The organism is Agromyces sp. GQ35 (assembly GCF_059758475.1).
Window position 1 is genome coordinate 92,447 of the sequence record NZ_JCAXEO010000002.1, and the last position, 21,222, is coordinate 113,668.

Sequence of the window (21,222 nt, forward strand, 5' to 3'; positions counted from 1 at the left end):
CCGGTGGTGGTCGGCCGTAGACTTCGAAGACCCAGATCCACACTCGCCGTACCCCGATGAGGAGCCCAGTGGCCACCGATTCCTTCGTCCATCTGCATGTGCACAGCGAGTACTCGATGCTCGACGGTGCGGCCCGGGTCGGGGAACTCATCCAGGCGGCGAAGGGCGAGGGCATGCCCGCGGTCGCGGTCACCGACCACGGCAACGTGTTCGGCGCCTACGACTTCTGGAAGCAGGCGACCGACGCCGGCATCAAGCCGATCATCGGCACCGAGGCGTACGTCACCCCGGGTACCGCGCGCGGTGACAAGACGAGGATCCGCTGGGGCGGCGGCGGCGGAGACGATGTCTCCGGTTCCGGCGCCTACACCCACATGACGCTCCTCTCCGAGACGACCGAGGGCATGCACAACCTCTTCCGGCTCTCGAGCCGCGCCTCGATCGAGGGCTACTACTTCAAGCCGCGCATGGACCGCGAGCTGCTGTCGATGTACTCGAAGGGCCTCATCGCCACGACCGGCTGCCCGTCGGGCGAGGTGCAGACGCGCCTCCGCCTCGGCCAGTACGACGAGGCGGTGAAGGCGGCATCCGACTTCCGCGACATCTTCGGCAAAGAGAACTACTTCGCCGAGATCATGGACCACGGGCTCGGCATCGAGCGGCGCATCATGGAAGACCTGCACCGGCTCGCGAAAGACCTCGGCCTGCCGCTCGTCGCGACGAACGACCTGCACTACACGCATGCGCACGATGCGAAGAGCCATGCCGCCCTGCTCTGCGTTCAGTCGGGCTCGACGCTCGACGATCCCAATCGATTCAAGTTCGATGCCGACGAGTTCTACCTGAAGACTGCGGCCGAGATGCGGCATGTGTTCCGCGACCACCCCGACGCCTGCGACAACACCCTGCTGATCGCCGAACGCTGCGACGTGCAGTTCAACACGAACGCCAACTACATGCCGCGCTTCCCGGTGCCCGAGGGCGAGAGCGAAGAGACCTGGTTCGTCAAAGAGGTCGACCGCGGGCTCGCGGTGCGCTACCCGAACGGCATTCCGGCCGAGGTGCGCAGGCAGGCCGACTACGAGGTCGGCGTCATCCTCCAGATGGGGTTCCCCGGCTACTTCCTCGTCGTCGCCGACTTCATCAACTGGTCGAAGAACAACGGCATCCGGGTCGGACCGGGTCGCGGCTCCGGCGCCGGATCGATGGCCGCCTACGCCATGCGCATCACCGACCTCGACCCGCTGCAGCACGGCCTCATCTTCGAGCGGTTCCTGAACCCCGACCGCGTTTCGATGCCCGACTTCGACGTCGACTTCGACGAGCGTCGTCGCGGTGAGGTCATCAAGTACGTCACCGAGAAGTACGGCGACGAGCGCGTCGCACAGATCGTGACGTACGGCACGATCAAGGCGAAGCAGGCACTCAAGGACGCGGGCCGCGTGCTCGGTTTCCCGTTCTCGATGGGCGAGAAGCTCACGAAGGCGATGCCGCCCGCAGTCATGGGCAAAGACATTCCGCTGACCGGCATCTTCGATACGAAGCACCCGCGGTACAAAGAGGCCTCTGACATCCGAGCCATCGTCGAGACCGACCCAGAGGCGAAGACCGTCTTCGAGACGGCGCTCGGCCTCGAAAACCTGAAGCGCCAATGGGGTGTGCACGCGGCCGGCGTGATCATGTCGAGCGATCCGCTCGTCGACATCATCCCGATCATGAAGCGCGAACAAGACGGTCAGATCGTCACGCAGTTCGACTACCCGGCGTGCGAGTCGCTCGGCCTCATCAAGATGGACTTCCTGGGGTTGCGCAACCTCACCATCATCGACGACGCGCTCGACAACATCGAAGCCAACCGCGGCCATCGCCCGGTGCTCGAAGATCTCGCGCTCGACGACCAGGGCGCCTACGACCTGCTTGCGAGAGGCGACACCCTCGGGGTGTTCCAGCTCGACGGCGGGCCGATGCGCTCGCTGCTGCGCCAGATGAAGCCCGACAACTTCGAAGACATCTCCGCCGTCATCGCGCTGTACCGGCCTGGCCCGATGGGCGCGAACTCGCACATCAACTACGCGCTGCGCAAGAACAACCTGCAGCCGATCACGCCGATCCACCCCGAGCTCGAAGAGCCGCTGAAAGACATCCTCGATACGAGCTACGGCCTCATCATCTACCAGGAGCAGGTGATGGCGATCGCCCAGCGGGTGGCCGGGTTCTCGCTCGGCCAGGCCGACATCCTGCGGCGCGCGATGGGCAAGAAGAAGAAGTCCGAGCTCGACAAGCAGTACGAGGGATTCTCGGGCGGCATGAAGGCCAATGGCTTCTCGGATGCCGCGATCAAGATGCTCTGGGACATCCTGCTGCCCTTCTCCGACTATGCCTTCAATAAGGCGCACTCGGCTGCCTACGGCGTGCTCAGCTACTGGACCGCGTACCTCAAGGCGCACTATCCGGCCGAGTACATGGCGGCGCTGCTCACGAGCGTCGGTGACGCGCGCGACAAGCTCGCGCTCTACCTCAACGAATGCCGTCGCATGGGCATCAAGGTGCTTCCGCCTGACGTGAACGAGTCGATCGGCTACTTCGCCGCCGTCGGCGAGGACATCCGATTCGGACTCGGCGCGGTCCGCAACGTCGGGTCCAACGTGGTCGACGCGATCCGCGGCGCACGCGAGGCGAAGGGCCGGTTCGAGTCCTTCCACGATTTCCTGAAGAAGTCGCCGCTGCCGGTGGCGAACAAGCGCACGGTCGAGTCGCTCGCGAAGGCGGGTGCATTCGACTCGCTCGGCCACACGCGTCGCTCGCTCGTCGAGATCCACGAGGGCGCGGTCGAGTCGGTCGTAAAGGAGAAGCGGGCCGAGGAGGTCGGCGATTTCGGCTTCGACTTCGACAGCCTCTTCGACGACGACGAGCGGGATGCCGCGCCGTCGCTCGTGCCAGCGCGTCCGGAATGGCCGAAGAAGCAGAAGCTGGCGTTCGAGCGCGACATGCTGGGGCTCTACGTGTCCGATCACCCGCTCGCCGGACTCGAGGCTCCACTCGCGAAGCACGCATCGACGACGATCACCGAGCTGATGACCTCGGATTCGACGCAAGATGCCGATACCGTCACCGTCGCGGGTCTCGTCACGAGCGTTCAGCATCGCATCGCGAAGGCATCGGGCAACCAGTACGGCATGATCACGGTCGAGGACTTCTCGGGCGAGATCACGGTGATGTTCATGGGCAAGGCGTACCAGGAGTTCGCGCCCGGGCTGCAGGCCGATTCGATCGTGGTCGTACGTGGGCGGGTCAGCATGCGTGACGACGGCATGAACCTGCATGCCTACAGCGTGTTCACGCCCGAAATCGGTCAAGACGAAGAGTCGGGCATCGTGAAGATCACGCTGCCCGACCAACGGGCGACGCAGGAGACGACCGAGGCGCTCCGAGATGTGCTCGTACGCCATCACGGGGACACCGAGGTTCGGATCACGCTGACGAAGGGTCGCGTCGGTCGAGTCTTCGAGGTCGGGCAGTACCCGGTGAAGGTGACCGCCGACCTCTACGGCGAGCTGAAGAGCCTGCTGGGCCCGAACTGCCTCGTCTGACCGCGACGTCGCACGGAGCGCCGCGTCGATAGGCTGGGATGCATCATGCTGCGCACCATCGATCTACGTGGAACCCGCCCGACGCCGGCCGGCCTGCTCGCCCTCGTGCCTCGCTCGGCGAGCGACGTCTCGGCGGTGCTCGACACGGTTCGGGCGATCATCGACGAGGTCCGCGAGCATGGCGAGGCGGCGCTGCTCGACCAGGCCGAGCGGTTCGACGGCGTACGGCCGACGGCCGTGCGCGTGCCGCCCGACGAGCTCGCGGCGGCGCTCGAGCGGCTCGACGCCGAGATCCGTTCCGCGGCGTTGCAGACGATCGAGCGCGTGCGTGCCGCGAGCAGGGCGCAGGTGCCCGAGCCCCGGGTCACCCGGCTCGGCAGCGGGGCGGTCGTCGAGCAGCGCTGGCAACCCGTCACGCGCGTCGGACTGTACGTGCCGGGCGGCAAGGCGGTCTACCCGTCGAGCGTCATCATGAACGTCGTGCCGGCGCAGGTGGCCGGAGTACGTTCGATCGCGCTCGCGTCGCCGGCGCAATCCGAGCACGGCGGGCGCATCCACCCGACGATCGCCGCGATCGCCGCGCTGCTCGACATCGACGAGGTCTACGCCATGGGCGGCGCGGGCGCCATCGGCGCGTTCGCGTACGGCGTCGAGGGCATCGGACTCGAGCCGGTGCAACGCGTCACCGGGCCGGGCAACGTCTTCGTCGCCGCAGCCAAGCGGCTCGTGCAGGGCGTCACCGGCATCGATGCCGAGGCCGGTCCGACCGACATCCTGGTCATCGCCGACGACAGTGCCGACCCCGACTTCGTGGCCGCCGATCTCGTGAGCCAGGCGGAGCACGACGAGCTCGCGGCGGCCGTGCTCGTCACCGACTCGCCGGCCCTCGCGGCTCGTGTGATCGAACGACTCGAGGTCAGGGTGTCGACGACGAAGCACAGCGAGCGTGTGCGCCAGGCGATCGAAGGCGCCCAGTCCGCGCTCGTACTCGTCGACGACCTCGCACAGGCGGCCGACTTCGCGAACGCCTTCGGCCCCGAGCACCTCGAGATCCAGGTGCGCGATGCCGACGCCACGCTCGCCCGCATCGAGAATGCCGGTGCCATCTTCATGGGCTCGTACTCGCCGGTGAGCCTCGGCGACTACGCCGCCGGCTCCAATCACGTGCTGCCGACCGGCGGGCAGGCTCGGTACGCCTCGGGGCTCTCGGCAGCGACCTTCCTGAGGCCGCAGCAGATCGTGCGGTACGACGAGCACGCACTCCGCGAGGTCGCCCCCGTCATCGCCGCACTCTCCGCCGAAGAGGACCTCCCCGCCCACGGTGAGGCGGTCACGGCCCGATTCGGGGAGTGAGTCCGCCGGGCGCGTCGGTTCGCGAGAGTCCGCGCTGTGGAGAGCGCCCGAGGCCCATGACCACCGCCGCTAGGCTGGGAGCACCATGTACTGTCCGTTCTGCCGTCACCCCGATTCCCGAGTCATCGACTCCCGCACGAGCGACGACGGGCTCTCGATCCGGCGGCGCCGCCAGTGCCCCGAGTGCGGACGTCGATTCTCCACGACCGAGACGGCCAGCCTCGTCGTCATCAAGCGTTCGGGCGTGATCGAGCCGTTCAGTCGCGAGAAGGTCGTGCTCGGTGTGAAGAAGGCATGTCAAGGGCGACCGGTGACGGACTCCGATCTCGCCGTGCTCGCCCAGAAGGTCGAGGAGACCATTCGCTCGACCGGTGCGTCGCAGATCGAGGCCAACGACATCGGCCTCGCCATCCTGCCGCCGCTCCGCGAGCTCGACGAGGTGGCCTACCTGCGCTTCGCAAGCGTCTACCAGGCGTTCGATTCCCTCGACGACTTCGAGTCGGCGATCGCTCAGCTCCGTGAGGAGCACGGTCGCCTGCCCGCTCGCCCGGTCGAGTGACGTCGGCCCGCTCTCGGCGACTCCGGTAGCCTGAGGCGCGATGTATCGACTTCTCTTCTCCGCCGTCCTCTCTCACCTGGACCCCGAGGACGCGCATCATCTCGCGTTCCGCGTGATCCGAGCGCTGCCGACCCTGGGGCTGGGCAGGCTCGTCGAGCGGTTCACCGCGCCCGACGCCTCGCTCGCCGTGGAGGCGCTCGGACTCCGGTTCCCGTCGCCCTTCGGCGTCGCGGCCGGTTTCGACAAAGACGGGCTCGCCGTGCGCGGTCTCGGCCAGCTGGGCTTCGGCCACGTCGAGGTCGGCACCATCACCGCGATCGCCCAGCCCGGAAACCCGCGGCCGAGACTCTTCCGCCTCGTGGGCGACCGCGCGCTCGTGAACCGCATGGGTTTCAACAACGGCGGTGCGGATGCAGCGGCCGGCCGCCTCTCGCGGCTGTCGCGACGTCGCGATCGCCCCGTGCTCGGCGTGAACATCGGCAAGAGCCGCGTCACCGCCGTCGACGACGCGGTCGCCGACTACGTCCGGAGCGCGAGAGTGCTTGCCCCGTTCGCCGATTACCTCGTCGTCAACGTCAGCTCGCCGAACACGCCGGGTCTCAGAGGCCTGCAGGAGATCGACTCGCTCGCGCCGCTGCTCGAATCGGTGCGCGCCGCGTCCGGTGCCACGCCGCTGCTCGTGAAGATCGCTCCCGACCTCGACGATGCCGAGATCGTGCGCATCTGCGAGCTCGTCCAGCGCCTCGAGCTCGATGGCATCATCGCCACGAACACGACGATCTCTCGCGAGGGGCTTCGTGCTGCGGCATCCGTCGTCGAGAAGATCGGCCCCGGCGGTCTCTCCGGAGCCCCGCTCGCCGCGCGCTCCCTCGAGGTGCTCCGACTGATCTGTGCTCAGGTGCCGGCCGACCTGTGCGTCGTCTCGGTCGGCGGAGTCGAGACCGCGGCCGACGTGCAAGATCGACTGGACGCCGGTGCCACGCTCGTGCAGGGGTACTCCGCGTTCATCTACCGTGGGCCGTTCTGGGCTCGACAGGTCAATCGAGGGCTCGCGCGATTCGCGCGCGGTCGAAACGCAGCACTCGCCGCGTAGCGCGAACTCAGAGCACGCCGAGGTCGGCGAGGTGGTCGGCGATGGTCGAGCCATCGCTCGCGGACACCCAGGGCACGCCGGTTGCGTGCTGTTCGCCCTTCGTGCGCCCACCTGCCAGCACGGCTTCGCCGGTGGAGAGACGACGGATCGCCACCGCGGTCACCCGACCCGGGTGATCGGTCGCGAAGCGTTCGTAGAGCTCTTCGTCGTGTTGCCCGTCGTCGCCGATCAGGAGCCAGCGCATGTCGGGGAACTCTTCGGCGAGGCGCCGGAGATTGTCGGCCTTGTGCTCGCGGCCGCTCCTGAACCAGCGGTCGTGCGTCGGCCCCCAATCGGTGAGCAGGAGGGGGCCGGCGGGGTAGAGATTGCGAGAGAGGAACCTGGTGAGCGTGGGGGCGACGTTCCATGCGCCCGTCGACAGGTAGATGACGGGTGAGCCGGGGTGCGACCTCACGAGCCGCTCGAACAGCACCGCCATGCCGGGCGTGGGGATGCGCGCATGCTCATCGAGCACGAAGGTGTTCCAGAATGCGACGAACGGGCGGGGGAGTGCCGTGACCATGACCGTGTCGTCGACATCGGAGATGATGCCGAAGTCGACGTCGGGGCCGACGATCCAGATGGGTGCCTCGACCGGCTCGGACCCCTCGGCGGTGAGGGTGACGCGGTGCCAGCCGGGTTCGAGCGAGACCGGGACCTTCGTGTCGACGACGCCGCCGCGATCGGCGAGCACTTCGATGCGCTGGCCGCCCACCTCGATGACGACGGGCACATCACCGACGGGCACGCTGGTGAAGCTCCGCCAGCCGCGGATGCCCTGTTCTCCTCGTCGACGACGCCGCTTGGAACGATCGTCGGGATCGACGGGGCGACTGAGCAGCACCCGGCAGAGCACGCGAACCCAAGCGGTCGAGCCGTACCCGGTGTACGGCACCACCGTCGGCACGTGGCCGCGTCGACGGGCCCAACGCTCGCGGATGTCGTGGATCCAGTCTTCGAGGCGCGCAGCACGATGCCGGACCTGGCGCTCTCGTTGTCCGGCCGGAGGGGGGGAGCTCGCCGGCATCCACTCAGTCTGTCATGCGCCGGCGTCGAGCCGCGAAACGGAGGGTGCACAGGTGGTCTTCTGCAGGGGGTCGCGCCGGGTAGAGTAGACGCGCAACTGAGGAGGTTCCGTGCCGAATGTCGACCTGATCCTGGGGGCCGATCCGAGCCGGAGACGCTCGATCCGCACCGAGCCGACGCAGCGACGCAGTTCGCAGCGGCTCGACGCGCTGCTCGACGCGGCGGCGGAGATCGTCGACGAGTCCGGATTCGAACGTCTGACCACGCAGATGGTGGCCGAGCGGGCGGGCGCCTCCATCGGCACCGTCTACCGGTACTTCCCCGATCGCGTGGCGGTGCTGCACGCGCTCCGCGAGCGTTCGGTGCGCCGATTCCGCGAACGCGTCGCCGACGACATGGAGCGTGCCGAGCTCGACACCTGGTGGCACGTCGTCGATGTCGCGCTCGATGCCTGTGCAGCGATGTACCGCAACGAGCCGGGCTTCAGCGTCGTGCACGCCGCTCGTCGCGAGACGGCGGAGGGCGACATCGAACCCGAGTTCGCGCACCGCATGGCGAGGCTCATCGAGGCGGAGTTCGGCGGCACGGCCGACGACGCCGAGCTGCGGTTCCGCCTCGGCATCTCGATCGAACTCGGCGATGCGCTGATCAGCCGCGCCTTCGAACGCGACGCTGCCGGCGACGACCGGTACCTCGCCGAAGCCAAGCGACTCGTGCGCGACTATCTCACGGAGCACCTGGGCGAAGCGCTCGCCTCCAGCAACGCCGCCTGATCGGGGAGCCGCGCGGCGACGCGCCGCGTCGTGCTCGTTGCCTCGGCACGCGATTGATGTTTGGCTGGACGTCGGGTTCGGCGACCGCCGGGCCTGGAATGAGGCAGCATGATCGAGTTCCGCAACGTCACGAAGCAGTTCCCCGACGGCACCGTCGCCGTCGCGAACGTCGACATCGTCATTCCCCCGCGGAAGACGACGGTGCTCGTCGGATCGTCGGGCTCCGGCAAGACGACCCTGCTGCGCATGATCAACCGAATGGTCGATCCCACGTCCGGCCAGGTGCTCATCGACGGCACCGACGTCGCGACCCGCGAACCGGTGGCGCTCCGCCGCAGCATCGGCTACGTCATGCAGAACTCGGGGTTGCTGCCGCATCGCAAGGTGATCGACAACGTCGCGACCGTTCCGCTCCTGCGCGGTGAGACGCGACGCGACGCGCATGCGCACGCGCTCGAACTGCTCGACACGGTCGGTCTCGACCGATCGCTCGCGGACAAATACCCGAGCCAGCTGTCGGGCGGGCAGCAGCAGCGCGTGGGCGTCGCGCGGGGACTCGCGGTCGATCCCAACATCCTGTTGATGGATGAGCCCTTCGGAGCGGTCGACCCGATCGTGCGCGCCGAGCTCCAGCAGGAGCTGCTCCGCCTGCAAGGAGACCTCGGCAAGACGGTGGTCTTCGTCACACACGACATCGACGAGGCATTCCTGCTGGGTGATCAGGTCGTCATCATGCAGTACGGCGGCCAGATCTCACAGGCGGCATCGCCGGCCGAAATCCTCGCGAACCCGGCCGATGACTTCGTCGCGGACTTCGTGGGCGCCAATCGCGGAAAGCGCGCCCTGCACCTCACCGAGATCGGCGGGCGGCAGCTCGTCGTCGATGCCGACGGCCGTCCGGCTGGAGTGCTCGCCTCGTGAACTGGCTCTGGTCGAACCTCGACCTGGTCGGCGAGCTGACGCTCACGCACCTCGCATTGTCGGTGCCCGCGATCATACTGAGTTTCGTGATCTCCGTACCGATCGGTTGGCTCGCACACCGGTACCGGTGGTCGCGCGGCGTGCTGCTCGCGCTGTGTGCGCTGCTCTACGCGATCCCGTCACTCGCACTCTTCATCGCGCTGCCGGCACTCACCGGTCTCGGGCTCCGGTCGCCGGTCAACCTCGTGATCGCCCTGACGCTCTACGGCATCGCCGTCATCGTGCGCACCTCAGCGGATGCGTTCGACTCGGTCGAACGAGATATCCGCCAGTCGGCGACCGCGGTGGGCTACTCCGCCGCCGGTCGGTTCTGGGCCGTCGAGCTGCCGCTCGCCGGTCCGGTGCTGCTCTCCGGGCTGCGGGTCGTCGTCGTCAGCACGGTGAGCCTCGCGACGGTGGGCGCCGTGATCGGCGTGCGCAGCCTCGGCACCCTCTTCACCGACGGGTTCCAGCGCGGCATCCAGCTCGAGATCTTCACCGGCATCGTGGCGACGATCGCTGTCGCCCTCGTGCTCGATGGAGTCGTCGTGCTCGCCGGACGCCTGCTCATGCCATGGTCGCGCCCGCGCCCGGCGACACGGAAGGCTGCGCCGCCTCGCCTCGTGAAGCAGGTGGACGTCGCATGAACCTGCTCATCGACGGCTTCGCGTGGGTTCTCGACCCGGCCAACTGGAGCGGCGTCGGCAGCATTCCGCAGCGACTCTGGGAGCACATCTGGATCTCGGCGCTCGTGCTCGTGATCGCTTCCGCGATCGCGCTGCCTGCCGGTGCCCTCATCGGGCACACCGGCAAGGGTAGAGAGCTCGCCGTGATGGTCTCCGGCGGTCTCCGTGCGTTGCCGACGCTCGGCGTGCTGACCCTCTTCGGTCTCTGGATCGGCATCGGCCTGGGCGCTCCGATCATCGCACTGGTCATCCTCGCCATCCCGCCACTCCTCGCAGGCGCCTACGCCGGCTTCGAGTCGGTCGACCGTCGCACGATCGATGCGGCGCGCGCGATGGGCATGCGCGAGGTGCAGGTCGTCGGCAAGGTCGAAGTGCCCCTCGGCCTCCCGATCATCGTCGGCGGCATCCGATCGGCGACGCTGCAGATCATCGCGACCGCGACGCTCGCCGCGTACATCGCCGACGACGGCCTCGGACGCTTCATCTTCGCGGGCTTGAAGACGCGCAACTACGACGAGATGCTCGGCGGCTCGATCCTCGTCATCCTCCTCGCCCTCATCGTCGACGGCATCTTCGCGATCACCCAGCGTCTCGTCGTGCCCACCGGGGTGCGCGCGACGCGCACCAGAGAGCTCCGCTCGCGGCCGGCCCGGCCGCGAGCGGTCGTGGGGCAACCCATCACCGAAGGGAATCGAGAATGAACACAGCAGGAAAAGGCCGGCTCGCTGCCCTGGCAGCGGTCGCGGTCGGGGCGACAGTGGCCCTGGCAGGGTGCGCAGCGGGCGATCCGCTGGACAGCGGATCCGGAGACGGCGGCGGCTCCTCGGAGACGATCGTCGTCGGTTCGCAGGACTACTACTCCAACGAGATCATCGCCGAGATCTACGCTCAAGCGCTCGAAGAGAACGGCTACACGGTCGAGCTCGAGCCTCGCATCGGTCAGCGCGAGGTCTACATTCCCGAGATCGAGAACGGTGAGATCGACGTCTTCCCCGAGTACACCGGCAATCTGCTGCAGTACTACGTGCCCGACACCGAGGCGACGACGAGCGACGACGTCTACGCCGAGCTCGAGACGGCGCTGCCCGAGGGGCTCCGGGTGCTCGACCAGTCGTCGGCCACCGACCAGGACTCGTACAACGTGACCAAGGAGTTCTCCGAGGCCAACGACGTGACGAGCCTCGCCGACCTCGCGAAGGTCACCACGCCGCTCACTCTCGGCGGCAACTCCGAGCTCGCGACGCGTCCGTACGGCCCCGACGGGCTGAAAGAGGTGTACGGCGTCGATGTCGCCTTCACTCCGATCGAAGACAGTGGCGGCCCGCTGACGCTCAAGGCTCTCGTCGACAACCAGGTGCAACTCGTGAACATCTACAGCGCCGACCCGAACATCAAGGCCAACGACCTCGTGACGCTCGAAGACCCCGATGGGCTCTTCCTCGCCTCGAACGTCGTGCCGGTCGTGAGTGAGAAGGTCACCGACGAGATCGCCGAGGTCATCAACACGGTGAGCGCTGCGCTCACCGCCGAAGATCTGGTCGCCCTCAACTCGCTGAGCGTGAACGAACAGCAGTCGGCCGATGAGATCGCGAAGGACTGGCTCGCCGAGAAGTCGCTCTTCTAAGGCTTCACGTCGAGGTTCGACGGGTCGGATGCTGCGGCGTCCGGCCCGTCGTCGTGTATGGCCGAGGTCACCGCAGCGGCCTCCATGTGCTTCGCCTCTGAGCGAACGAGCAGCTTCTTCACGCCCCATGCGGCGAGGAGGAAGAGGGCGATGATGCCGACGAAGACATAGCCGGCCCAGTGCAGCTCGCGGCTGAGCTCGCGGTAGCTGCCCGCAGCGAGCCAGCCGACGGTGACGTAGGCGAACGCCCAGATGACGCACGCCGGCACCGTCCACGCGATGAAGCGTCGGTAGCGCATCGTGCTCATGCCGACGGTGAGCGGGATGAGGGAGTGCAGCACCGGCAGGAAGCGGGAGATGAAGACGGCCGGGCCGCCCCGACGCTCGAGATAGCGCTGCGCGCGATCCCAGTTCTCATCGCCGATCTTCCGGCCGACCCAGGATGCGTGGATGTGCGGTCCGAACCAGCGACCGAGCGCGAACCCGATGCTCTCGCCGATGAGCGCGCCGACGATGACGGCGATCGCGAGTGCGAAGTACTCGCCGAGCCCGTCGACGGCCGTCGACGCGACGATCACAACGGTGTCACCGGGCACCACGAGCCCGACCAGCACCGAGGTCTCGAGCAGCATGCCGAGCCCGGCGAGCAGGGTACGGGCGACGGGGTCGACAGCCTGCACGGTGTCGAGAATCCAGTCGAGGATCTCGTTCATCATCCGAGCGTACCGAGGCGCGCCGGCGTCGACATCAGACTGCGGGGTGATTCCGTGCGAGGCCCGACCGTACCGCGGACGGATGGCGGGTCAGGGTCCGAAGCGCCCGCCGCGCATCACGTGGTGCCGACCAGGGTGACGAGCAGCGACGCGATCGGCAGCGCGACGATGAGGGCGGCGGCGAAGACCGCGACCAGCCGACTCGAGGTGTGCGGAGGACGACCGGTCTCGCCGAGCCGGGAGAGGCGTGCCTCGAGCATCTCCGCGTCGGGGATCACCCCGCCGGAGTCGGCGTACGCGCCGGGTTCGCCGCCGCTGCCGACCTGCAGCATCGCGCTCCGGAGTGCGTCGTCACCGGCGGCATGCCGTGCCTGGTCGTCGGCCAGCATCTCGGCGAGGAGGGCGACCGAGCGCTCGGCGCGGTTTGCGATCGGGAACCACGGCAGCGCACTGTGCCAGGCGCGGAACGCGAGGAGCACGAGGTGATGGAGCTGGTCGAGGTGGGCTCGTTCATGGGCGATGACGGCTCGAAGTTCCGATTCCCCGAGTGCGTCGATGAGTCCGTCGGTGAGCACGGTCGCCGTGCGGATGCCGGGCACGCAGTAGGCGAGGGGGAGCGGGTGGGCGAGGACCCGGGTCCGTGGCTGGCCCGGCAGCGGGTCGCCGAGCAGCGCGATCAGCTGGTGCTGACGCCGCCGCTCGCGTTCGGCCGTCACTGCGGTGAGGGCGAGGTTCAGGGCGAGGTGCACGGCAAGGCCGGCGGCGAGGGTGAGCGCTGCGAGGTGCACGACGCCGAAGTCCGGAGGGATCGGCCCCGTGAAGAGGTGCGGGAGCAGGGCTGCTGCCGCACCGAGCAGTGAACCGGCGGGCGAGGAGCCGTAGACGAGCAGACAGCCGATCATCGCGAGCCCGCCGCCGAGCGCGATGGACTGCCAGAGTGCGAGTGCAGCCGCCGGCGAACGCGACGGCCACGATGCGCGCGAGAGCGCGACCGGCACCGGCCACGCGAGGAGGAGCGCGAACCCGCCGAGCAGTGCGGCGACGAGGAGCATGGTCAGGAGGAGGAGAGATCGTCGAGGAGTCGGCGCAGTGTGGCGGCTTCGCCTGCGCTCACCGTGCCGACGAAGCGCGCGAGTGCGGCGTCGCGGTCGCTCGACCGGTCGAGCACCTCGTGCATGAGCTCGGCAGTGTGCTCTTCGCGAGTCAGGAGGGCCCGGTACCGATGCGGTCGCGTTTCTCGCGCCCGAGTCACGAACCCCTTGCGCTCGAGGCGGGACAGCACGGTGAGCATCGTCGTCGTGGCCACGGCCCGCCCGGGTTCGCCGTCGTGCACGGCGAGCGCATCGCGAAGATCGTTCGCGGTGAGGCCGGCATCACGCGACCACAGCACCTCCATCACGGAGCGCTCCAGTTCGCCGAGACTTGCCATGACCCCAGACTACCGTCGAACGACCAAATGTTCTACGCTCGGTAGAAGAAGGTTCTACGAGATGTAGAACTCGCGAGATCACGACGCGAACGCGTGTGAAAGGGGCATCCGTGAACGAGCTGCTCGACCCGCTGCTCCTGGCCCGATGGCAGTTCGGACTCACGACCGTCTATCACTTCCTGTTCGTGCCGCTCACGATCGGCCTCGCGACGACGACGGCCGTCTTCCAGACGGCGTGGTTCCGCACGGGCAAGGCGGAGTACCTGCGGATCACGAGGTTCTTCGGCTCGATCTTCCTCATCAACTTCGCCATGGGCGTCGTCACCGGCATCGTGCAGGAGTTCCAGTTCGGCATGAACTGGTCGGAGTACTCGCGCTTCGTCGGCGACGTGTTCGGCGCGCCGCTCGCGCTCGAGGGGTTGCTCGCATTCTTCTTCGAAGCGACGTTCATCGGCCTCTGGATCTTCGGCTGGGACAAACTGCCGCGCCGCGTGCACCTGGCCACCATCTGGGCGACGGCGATCGGGTCGATCGCGTCGGCGTACTTCATCATCGCCGCGAATGCGTTCATGCAGAACCCGGTCGGCTACCAGATGAACGTCGAACGCGGCCGCGCCGAGCTCGTCGACATCGGCGCGCTCCTCACCAATCCGGTCGCCGTCGCGGCGTTCCCGCACACCATCGCCGCGAGCTTCATGGTCGCTGCCGGCCTCATCATCAGCGCCGCGGCGTGGCACCTCGCGCGAAACCAGCACCTCGACACCATGCGGCCCGCACTGAAGTTCGGCCTGTGGGTGATGGTCGGCTCCGGCATCCTGACGACACTGTTCGGCGACCAGTTGAGCCTCGCCATGGTCGCAACCCAGCCGATGAAGATGGCGGCGGCCGAGGCGACGTACAACACCGTGTGCGGGGCGGACGCCTCGTTCTCGATCTTCACCCTCGGCACACCCGACGGCTCGAGTGAACTGTTCTCGATCCGGGTGCCGTACCTGCTCTCATTCCTCTCGACGCACACCTTCGACGGCTGCGTCGAGGGCATCAACGACCTCCAGGCGCAGTACCAGGAGCTCTACGGGCCGGGTGACTACGCCCCGATCATCTGGGTGACCTATTGGGCGTTCCGCTGGATGATCGGCCTCGGCCTCGCGCACGTCTTCGTCGCCGTCGTCGGGCTGTGGCTGACCAGGAAGGGTCGCATGCCGAAGCAGGCATGGATCTGGAAGGTCGCGATCTGGAGCTTCCCCCTCTCGCTCGCAGCCATGATCGTGGGCTGGGTCTTCACCGAGATGGGCCGGCAGCCCTGGATCGTCTTCAGCCTGCTGCCGACGGAATCGGCCGTCTCGCCGAACGTGACCGGCCTCGAAGTTCTCATCTCGCTCGTCGCGTTCACGCTCATCTACGGTGCGCTCGCGCTCGTCGAGGTCAGGCTCGTCATTCGGGCGATCAGGAACGGGCCGCCCGAGGTCGGCGAACCGGACCCCGAGACCGGTCGCCACGAACCCGCCACGACGGTCTACTAGGAGGAGACGGACATGGATCTCACGGTGCTCTGGTTCTGGATCGTCGCCTTCCTCTTCGTGGGCTACTTCGTGCTCGACGGGTTCGATTTCGGCGTCGGCATGTCGCTCCCGTTCCTCGGAAGGGACGACACCGATCGGCGCGTACTCATCAACTCCATCGGGCCCGTGTGGGACCTGAACGAGACCTGGGTGATCGTCGCCGGAGCCGCGCTCTTCGCCGCGTTCCCCGAGTGGTACGCCACGCTGTTCTCCGGCTTCTATCTCGCCCTGCTCCTCATCCTGCTCGCGCTCATCGCACGCGGAGTCTCGTTCGAGTACCGCCATCAGCGCCCCGAATCGAGCTGGAAGAACTGGTTCGACGGGATGATCGTCGTCGGCTCTACGGTGCCGTCGTTTCTGTGGGGCGTCGCCTTCGCGAACATCGTGCAGGGCGTGCCACTCGATGCCGGCCACAACTACACGGGTACCCTCTTCGACCTGTTGAATCCGTACGCCCTGCTCGGTGGCCTCACCACCCTGCTGCTGTTCTTCACGCACGGCGTGGTCTTCGCATCACTGAAGACCGAGGGCGAACTGCGTGAGCGCGCGCGACGGCTCGCGACACGCTCCGGCCTCGTCACGATCGTCGTCGCGGCGGCGTTCCTGCTCTGGACCGGCTTCGCGTTCGGGAGTCTCGGGTTCTGGGTGCTCGCGGCCCTCGCCGCAGTCGCCCTCATCGGCGGTTGGCTCGCGAACACGCGGGGCGCGGAGCGCGTCGCCTTCACCCTGTTCGCGATCACCATCGCGGCTGCCGTGCTGGCACTGTTCGCCTCGCTCTTCCCGGATGTGATGCCAGCGTCGAACGACGCCGCCAACAGCCTGACGATCGAGAACGCATCGAGCAGCACCTACACGCTCACGGTGATGAGTTGGGTCGCAGTGATCTTCCTGCCACTCGTGCTCGCGTACCAGGGCTGGACGTACTGGGTATTCCGCAAGCGCGTCTCGCGAGCATCCGTCGAAGCGGCAGCGCACTGAGGTGAAGCCGCTCGATCCGCGGTTGCTCCGCCGCTCGCGCGCCGCACGCGGGTTTCTCGCGGCGGGGGCCGGTCTCGCCCTCGTGCAGAGCGCGGCGATCGTCGCGTTCGCCTGGGCGCTCGCGTCACTGGTCGCCGGCTTCATCGACGGGTTGCGGATGTCGCAGGCGGCGCCGCTCATCGCACTGCTCGTCGCCGCGGCATCCGCTCGTGCCGTAGCCGCGTGGCTCTGGGACGTGGTCGGCTCGGCCGGTTCCGCGCGGGTGAAAGCCGAACTGCGCAGCGAACTGCTGACGGCGCTCGAGGCCGATCCCGGCGGGTTGCCCGGCTTCACCACGGCGCGGATCGCGACCGTGCTCGGACCGGGCCTCGATGCGCTCGACGAGTACTTCGGCCGGTACCTGCCCCAACTCGTGTCGACGATCGTGGTCACGCCGGTGCTGATCGCGCTGGCGTGGCTGGCCGATCCGTTGTCGGGTCTCGTGCTCGTGATCGTGCTGCCGCTGATACCCGTGTTCATGGCGCTCATCGGCATGGCGACCGAGGTGGTGCAACGACGGCAATGGCAGAGCCTGACGGCGCTGTCGCGCGGCTTCCTCGAGGTCGTCGGGGGATTGTCGACACTGTTGCTCTTCGGGCGCGCCGAACGTCAGGCCGCTCGGATCGGAGCGGTCACCGACGACTACCGCGCGCGCACCATGAAGGTGCTGCGCATCACGTTCCTCTCGGGCTTCACGCTCGAATTCGCGGCGAGCCTCTCGGTGGCACTCGTGGCGGTGTCGATCGGCCTGAGGCTGGTCTCGGGCGACCTGACACTGCTCCCCGGCCTCTTCGTCCTCGTGCTGGCGCCCGAGGTCTTCCTCCCGCTCCGGAACGTGGGGGCGGCCTTCCATGCGTCGACGGCGGGCGTCGCCGCCTCGGTCGATGCCTTCGACCTGCTGGATGCCGCGGACGGCGCCCGCCGATCGACTCCGACGGGCGATGGGGTGAGCGCAGGTGGCAGCGCATCGCTGTCCCTGCGCGGCGTACGGGTGCTGCGCGGTGGCCGGGTCGTGCTCGAGGCGCCGGAGCTCGTCGGAATGCCCGGTGAGGTCATCGCCGTGACGGGGACGAGCGGATCGGGCAAGTCGAGTCTCTTCGCTGCCATGCTCGGACTCGCTGACGTCGACGGCGAAGCGCTCCTCGACGGGGCGCCGCTCGGGGCGGCCAGCCGCGGTCGAATCGCATGGTCGGGACAGGTGCCGACCCTGCTCGCGGGTTCGATCGCCTCGAACGTCCGACTGGGCGCCGAAGACGCCGACCCCGCGCTGACGATCCGTGCGTGCCGGCTCGCCGGCGTCGACCTCGATCCGGGGCTGCTGCTCGGCCCGGGCGGATCGGGCGTGTCGGGCGGACAAGCCCAGCGCGTGGCGACGGCGCGGGCGATCCATCGGCTGCTCGCCCGCGACGCGCGCCTGTTGCTGCTCGACGAGCCGAGTTCCGCCCAAGACGGCCGTCGTGAGGCACGACTCGCCGACGCACTCCGCGAGCTCGCGGCGGAGGGTCGCATCGTCGTCGTGGCGACCCACCGCAGCGCGCTCGCCGAGCGGGCCGACCGCGTGATCGAACTGGAGGCCGTGCATGTCTGATCGCACCGCGGAGCTGCTGCGTCGCGCCGTGCCGAGCCTTCGCCGGCTCGCGCCGTCGGTACTGTTCGGCATCGCCTCGGCAGGATCGAGCATCGCGCTGCTCGCGTGCTCGGCGTGGCTCATCGCCCGAGCGGCCGAGCAGCCGCCCGTGCTCTACCTCTCGATCGCCATCGTGGGGGTGCGGGCGTTCGCACTCGGTCGCTCCGTCTTCCGCTACCTCGAACGGCTGAGCGGCCACGACGCCTCGTTCCGCCAACTGGCCACGATCCGCGCGAGCGTGTTCGAGCGGATGCTGCCCGTCGCCCCCGACGGCATCGCGACGAGCCGTCGCGGTGAACTGCTCGATCGCTTCGTGAGCGACGTCGACGAGCTCCAGAACGTACCGCTGCGGGTCGTGCAGCCGCTCGTGAGCGCGGGGCTCGTGCTCGTCGGCGCGGTCATCGGCATCGGCTTCCTCGCCCCGCAGTCGGCCATCGCCGTGCTCGTCTGCCTCGTCCTGGGCATCTCGACGGCGCTCATCGTGCAGCACCGGGCCGTCGGCGCTGCTGAGCGGTCCGCCGCCCCGCTTCGTGGCGAGCTGCAGGCGGCGATCGTCGAGCACGTGCAGGCGCTGGAGGTCCTCGTCGCCTTCGACGCCGCAGAGGCCGGACGGCGTCGCATCGATGAGCTGGGGGCGAGGTACGCACGCGTGACGCGGTCGCGCGCAGCGGCGACAGGTGCCGCGGCTGCAGCGGTGAGCGCGATCGGCGGGTTCGCCGTCGCGGCGAGTCTCGGCACGGCGGCACCGCTCTTGCAGGGCGGTCGCATCGACGCGCCGACCTTCGCGGTGCTCTGCCTCGTACCGCTCGCGATCGCGGAGGTCGCCGCGGCGGTGCCGTTGGCTGTTTCCGCCCTCCGGCTCGCACGAACGAGCGCGGCGCGGATCGCCGCGGCGGTGCCGGATGCGGCACCGATGGGCATTCCGGTCGGCCCCGTCTCGCCGGCGCAACCGCCGACCGATCGGCCGCCGAGGATCGAGTTGCGCGGCGTCCGGGTCGTGTGGCCCACCACCGAGACGCCGACGGCGGAGTCCGCCGACCGGGGCGTCGCCCTGCACCACGTCGACCTCGTGATCGAGCCGGGCGAGCGGATCCTCGTGCGGGGGAGTTCAGGTGCCGGCAAGACGACCCTCGCCCACGTCCTCGTGCGCTTCCTCGACTACTCCGGGTCGTATCGTCTCGGCGGCGTCGAAGCATCGTCGCTGGAGCCCGCCGCCGTGCGACGCATCGTCGGCCTCGTGGAGCAGCGCCCGTGGCTCTTCGACGAGGACGTGCGCCAGAACCTCCTGTTCGCGCGAGACACCGCGAGTGACGGCGAGCTGCTCGAGGTGCTCGATCGGGTCGGTCTTCGAGCCTGGCTCGAGGAACGGGGCGGCCTCGACGCGAAGGTCGGCGAGCGCGGTGCCCTCGTCTCCGGCGGCCAGGCGCAGCGTATCGCCCTGGCCCGTGCGATGCTCGCGCGGTTCCCGGTGCTGGTGCTCGACGAGCCGACGGCGAGCGTCGACCCCGAACGGGCGAATGCACTGCTGCGCGACCTGACGTCGGCCGCCACCCGCTCGGGCAGCAGCGTCGTGCTGATCTCCCACGGGCCGGTCGATCTCGGCCTGGTCGACCGCGTGGTGTCGATCGAGGACGGTCGCCTGATGGGGCGATGATCGGGCGGCTCGAGCCGGCGTTCTAGGCTGAGGGAGTGCCGCACCGCGTCCGTCATCGCATCCTGTCGGGATGGCGCGACCCCGAGGCGGTCTTCCGGGCCCTGTACACGGACGCCGAGTATCTCGTGTGGCTCGATGGCGGCACGGATGCCGTCACGGGCGTGAGCGTGCTGGCGACGGCACACGCGGGGAGCGAGTTCGTGACCGCCGACGTGCACCGCGGCACGATCAGTCTCAGCAGCCCGATGACCGAGAACGCCGGGATCTCGAGCATGACCTCCGTCTTCGAGCTGCTCGGCCAGGTGCTGCGCGAGCGGCGGGTGGAGGCGACTGCGGCAGCGGACGACGGACCCGGCCCGCTCGGTTGGTTCGGCTGGTTCGGCTACGAACTCGGGGCGCAGCTGCAGGGCGCTCCGGTCGCCCGGGCCGAGACGGCCGATGCCGCGTTCCTCTTCGTCGACCGCGCCATCGTCTTCGACCACTCTTCCCGCGAGGTGCGTCTCGTCTGGCTGCACGACGAGACGGCGGGGGAGCCCGCTTTCGATGCGTGGGCCACCGACCTCGCCGCGGCGATCGAGCTGGTCGACGCGGCATCCGTGCCGGCGCCGTCGGCGAGCCCTCCCGATGACGCCGCGGAACTCGACACCGCCCATTCGCCCGCCGCGGGCGCGACGCACGCGAGCCGCTGGCGACACGACGTCGCGCGGTACACCCGGCTCATCGCCGAATGCCAGGCCGCGATCGTGCGCGGCGACGCGTACCAGCTCTGCCTCACGAACCGGGTCGACGTCGATGTTCGACCCGATCCCGCCGCGACCTACCTGGAGTTGCGCGCGTCGAGCCCGAGCCATCACGGCGGGTTGCTCCGATTCGGTGACACGGCGCTGCTCAGCGCGTCGCCCGAGCAGTTCTTGAGCGTGGACCGACACGGCCGGGTCTCCACGAAGCCGATGAAGGGAACCCGGCCGCGGAGCGTCGATCCTGTGCACGACGCGGCCTTGCGCCGCGAACTCCTCGAGAGTGAGAAGGAGCGCGCCGAGAACCTCATGATCGTCGACCTCATGCGCAACGACCTCGGACGCGTCGCCGAGCTCGGCACCGTCGAAGTACCCGTGCTGCTCGACGTCGAGCAGTACGCGCACGTGCATCAGCTCGTGTCGACGATCACGGCGCAGCTGCGGCATCCGCTCACCGCGCTCGATGTCGTGCAGTCGGCGTTCCCTGCCGGCTCGATGACCGGCGCGCCCAAGCGCAGCGCCATGACCATCCTGCACACGCTCGAGGGCGGTCCGCGCGGGATCTACTCGGGCGCTTTCGGGTATCTCGGCGTCGACGGCAGCGCCGACCTCGCGATGGTGATCCGCTCGATCGTGCTGACCGCTCATGGCGCGAGCATCGGCACGGGAGGCGGCATCACCGCACTCTCGGTCGCTGCCGAGGAGGTCGAGGAGACCCGCGTGAAGGCGAGGGCACTGCTCGCCGTGCTCGGAGCGGATCCGCACGCCCTGGAGTGAGTA

General features: G+C 68.6%; 18 protein-coding genes. 14 read left to right on the forward strand and 4 right to left on the reverse strand.

Going from position 1 to position 21,222, the window contains the following annotated elements; genetic code table 11:
- Positions 1 to 56: 56 nt before the first annotated feature.
- From dnaE to AC6CH0_RS12415, 4 genes are all read left to right on the forward strand, one after another.
- The gene (dnaE, locus tag AC6CH0_RS12400) at positions 57 to 3,590 is read left to right on the forward strand and encodes a DNA polymerase III subunit alpha (protein ID WP_498101301.1); all 3,534 of its coding nucleotides are present in this window, start codon (positions 57 to 59) and stop codon (positions 3,588 to 3,590) included.
- A gap of 45 nt (positions 3,591 to 3,635) precedes the next feature.
- A complete protein-coding gene (gene hisD, locus AC6CH0_RS12405; RefSeq protein ID WP_498101303.1) occupies positions 3,636 to 4,943 on the forward strand; it encodes a histidinol dehydrogenase in 1,308 nt (435 codons plus the stop codon).
- Positions 4,944 to 5,028: 85 nt separating this feature from the next.
- On the forward strand, positions 5,029 to 5,502 hold the full coding sequence (gene nrdR / locus AC6CH0_RS12410; protein ID WP_498101305.1) for a transcriptional regulator NrdR: 474 nt from the start codon (positions 5,029 to 5,031) through the stop codon (positions 5,500 to 5,502).
- Between the two features lie 40 nt (positions 5,503 to 5,542).
- A complete protein-coding gene (locus AC6CH0_RS12415) occupies positions 5,543 to 6,595 on the forward strand; it encodes a quinone-dependent dihydroorotate dehydrogenase (protein WP_498101307.1) in 1,053 nt (350 codons plus the stop codon).
- A 7-nt stretch (positions 6,596 to 6,602) separates the two neighbouring features.
- Here the strand turns inward: AC6CH0_RS12415 and AC6CH0_RS12420 are convergent, their stop codons facing one another.
- The gene (locus AC6CH0_RS12420; RefSeq protein WP_498101309.1) at positions 6,603 to 7,661 is read right to left on the reverse strand and encodes an App1 family protein phosphatidate phosphatase; all 1,059 of its coding nucleotides are present in this window, start codon (positions 7,659 to 7,661) and stop codon (positions 6,603 to 6,605) included.
- Positions 7,662 to 7,770: 109 nt separating this feature from the next.
- Here AC6CH0_RS12420 and AC6CH0_RS12425 point away from each other — a divergent pair, with 109 nt between their 5' ends.
- From AC6CH0_RS12425 to AC6CH0_RS12445, 5 genes are all read left to right on the forward strand, one after another.
- The gene (locus AC6CH0_RS12425; RefSeq protein WP_498101311.1) at positions 7,771 to 8,433 is read left to right on the forward strand and encodes a TetR/AcrR family transcriptional regulator; all 663 of its coding nucleotides are present in this window, start codon (positions 7,771 to 7,773) and stop codon (positions 8,431 to 8,433) included.
- A gap of 108 nt (positions 8,434 to 8,541) precedes the next feature.
- Complete coding sequence (locus AC6CH0_RS12430; RefSeq protein WP_498101313.1) at positions 8,542 to 9,354, forward strand: ABC transporter ATP-binding protein; 813 nt, start codon at positions 8,542 to 8,544, stop codon at positions 9,352 to 9,354.
- Positions 9,351 to 10,040: an ABC transporter permease gene (locus AC6CH0_RS12435; RefSeq protein ID WP_498101315.1), complete on the forward strand. Its 690-nt coding sequence runs from the start codon at positions 9,351 to 9,353 to the stop codon at positions 10,038 to 10,040. The genes AC6CH0_RS12430 and AC6CH0_RS12435 overlap by 4 nt, the downstream gene beginning before the upstream one ends.
- A complete protein-coding gene (locus tag AC6CH0_RS12440; protein WP_498101317.1) occupies positions 10,037 to 10,780 on the forward strand; it encodes an ABC transporter permease in 744 nt (247 codons plus the stop codon). The genes AC6CH0_RS12435 and AC6CH0_RS12440 overlap by 4 nt, the downstream gene beginning before the upstream one ends.
- Entirely contained in the window at positions 10,777 to 11,703 is a 927-nt protein-coding gene (locus tag AC6CH0_RS12445; protein WP_498101319.1) for an ABC transporter substrate-binding protein, read from the forward strand. The genes AC6CH0_RS12440 and AC6CH0_RS12445 overlap by 4 nt, the downstream gene beginning before the upstream one ends.
- On the opposite strand, the gene AC6CH0_RS12450 is transcribed toward AC6CH0_RS12445, so the two are convergent.
- From AC6CH0_RS12450 to AC6CH0_RS12460, 3 genes are all read right to left on the reverse strand, one after another.
- Entirely contained in the window at positions 11,700 to 12,416 is a 717-nt protein-coding gene (locus tag AC6CH0_RS12450) for a DedA family protein (protein ID WP_498101321.1), read from the reverse strand. The genes AC6CH0_RS12445 and AC6CH0_RS12450 overlap by 4 nt on opposite strands.
- Before the next feature lie 116 nt (positions 12,417 to 12,532).
- A complete protein-coding gene (locus tag AC6CH0_RS12455; protein ID WP_498101323.1) occupies positions 12,533 to 13,468 on the reverse strand; it encodes a M56 family metallopeptidase in 936 nt (311 codons plus the stop codon).
- Between the two features lie 2 nt (positions 13,469 to 13,470).
- Positions 13,471 to 13,845, reverse strand: a complete 375-nt coding sequence (locus tag AC6CH0_RS12460; RefSeq protein WP_498101325.1) for a BlaI/MecI/CopY family transcriptional regulator — start codon at positions 13,843 to 13,845, stop codon at positions 13,471 to 13,473.
- Positions 13,846 to 13,955: 110 nt separating this feature from the next.
- Here AC6CH0_RS12460 and AC6CH0_RS12465 point away from each other — a divergent pair, with 110 nt between their 5' ends.
- The 5 genes from AC6CH0_RS12465 to pabB are packed head-to-tail and all read left to right on the forward strand — an operon-like array spanning position 13,956 to position 21,219.
- Positions 13,956 to 15,368 carry a cytochrome ubiquinol oxidase subunit I gene (locus tag AC6CH0_RS12465; RefSeq protein ID WP_498101327.1) on the forward strand — a complete coding sequence of 471 codons (1,413 nt, stop codon included), beginning with the start codon at positions 13,956 to 13,958 and terminating at the stop codon, positions 15,366 to 15,368.
- Between the two features lie 12 nt (positions 15,369 to 15,380).
- Positions 15,381 to 16,385, forward strand: a complete 1,005-nt coding sequence (gene cydB / locus AC6CH0_RS12470) for a cytochrome d ubiquinol oxidase subunit II (protein ID WP_498101329.1) — start codon at positions 15,381 to 15,383, stop codon at positions 16,383 to 16,385.
- A 1-nt stretch (position 16,386) separates the two neighbouring features.
- Entirely contained in the window at positions 16,387 to 18,012 is a 1,626-nt protein-coding gene (gene cydD, locus AC6CH0_RS12475) for a thiol reductant ABC exporter subunit CydD (protein ID WP_498101331.1), read from the forward strand.
- Positions 18,005 to 19,705 (forward strand): thiol reductant ABC exporter subunit CydC, encoded by a 1,701-nt coding sequence (gene cydC, locus AC6CH0_RS12480; RefSeq protein WP_498101333.1) that lies wholly within the window; start codon positions 18,005 to 18,007, stop codon positions 19,703 to 19,705. The genes cydD and cydC overlap by 8 nt, the downstream gene beginning before the upstream one ends.
- Before the next feature lie 35 nt (positions 19,706 to 19,740).
- The gene (gene pabB, locus AC6CH0_RS12485) at positions 19,741 to 21,219 is read left to right on the forward strand and encodes an aminodeoxychorismate synthase component I (RefSeq protein WP_498101335.1); all 1,479 of its coding nucleotides are present in this window, start codon (positions 19,741 to 19,743) and stop codon (positions 21,217 to 21,219) included.
- Positions 21,220 to 21,222: the final 3 nt, after the last annotated feature.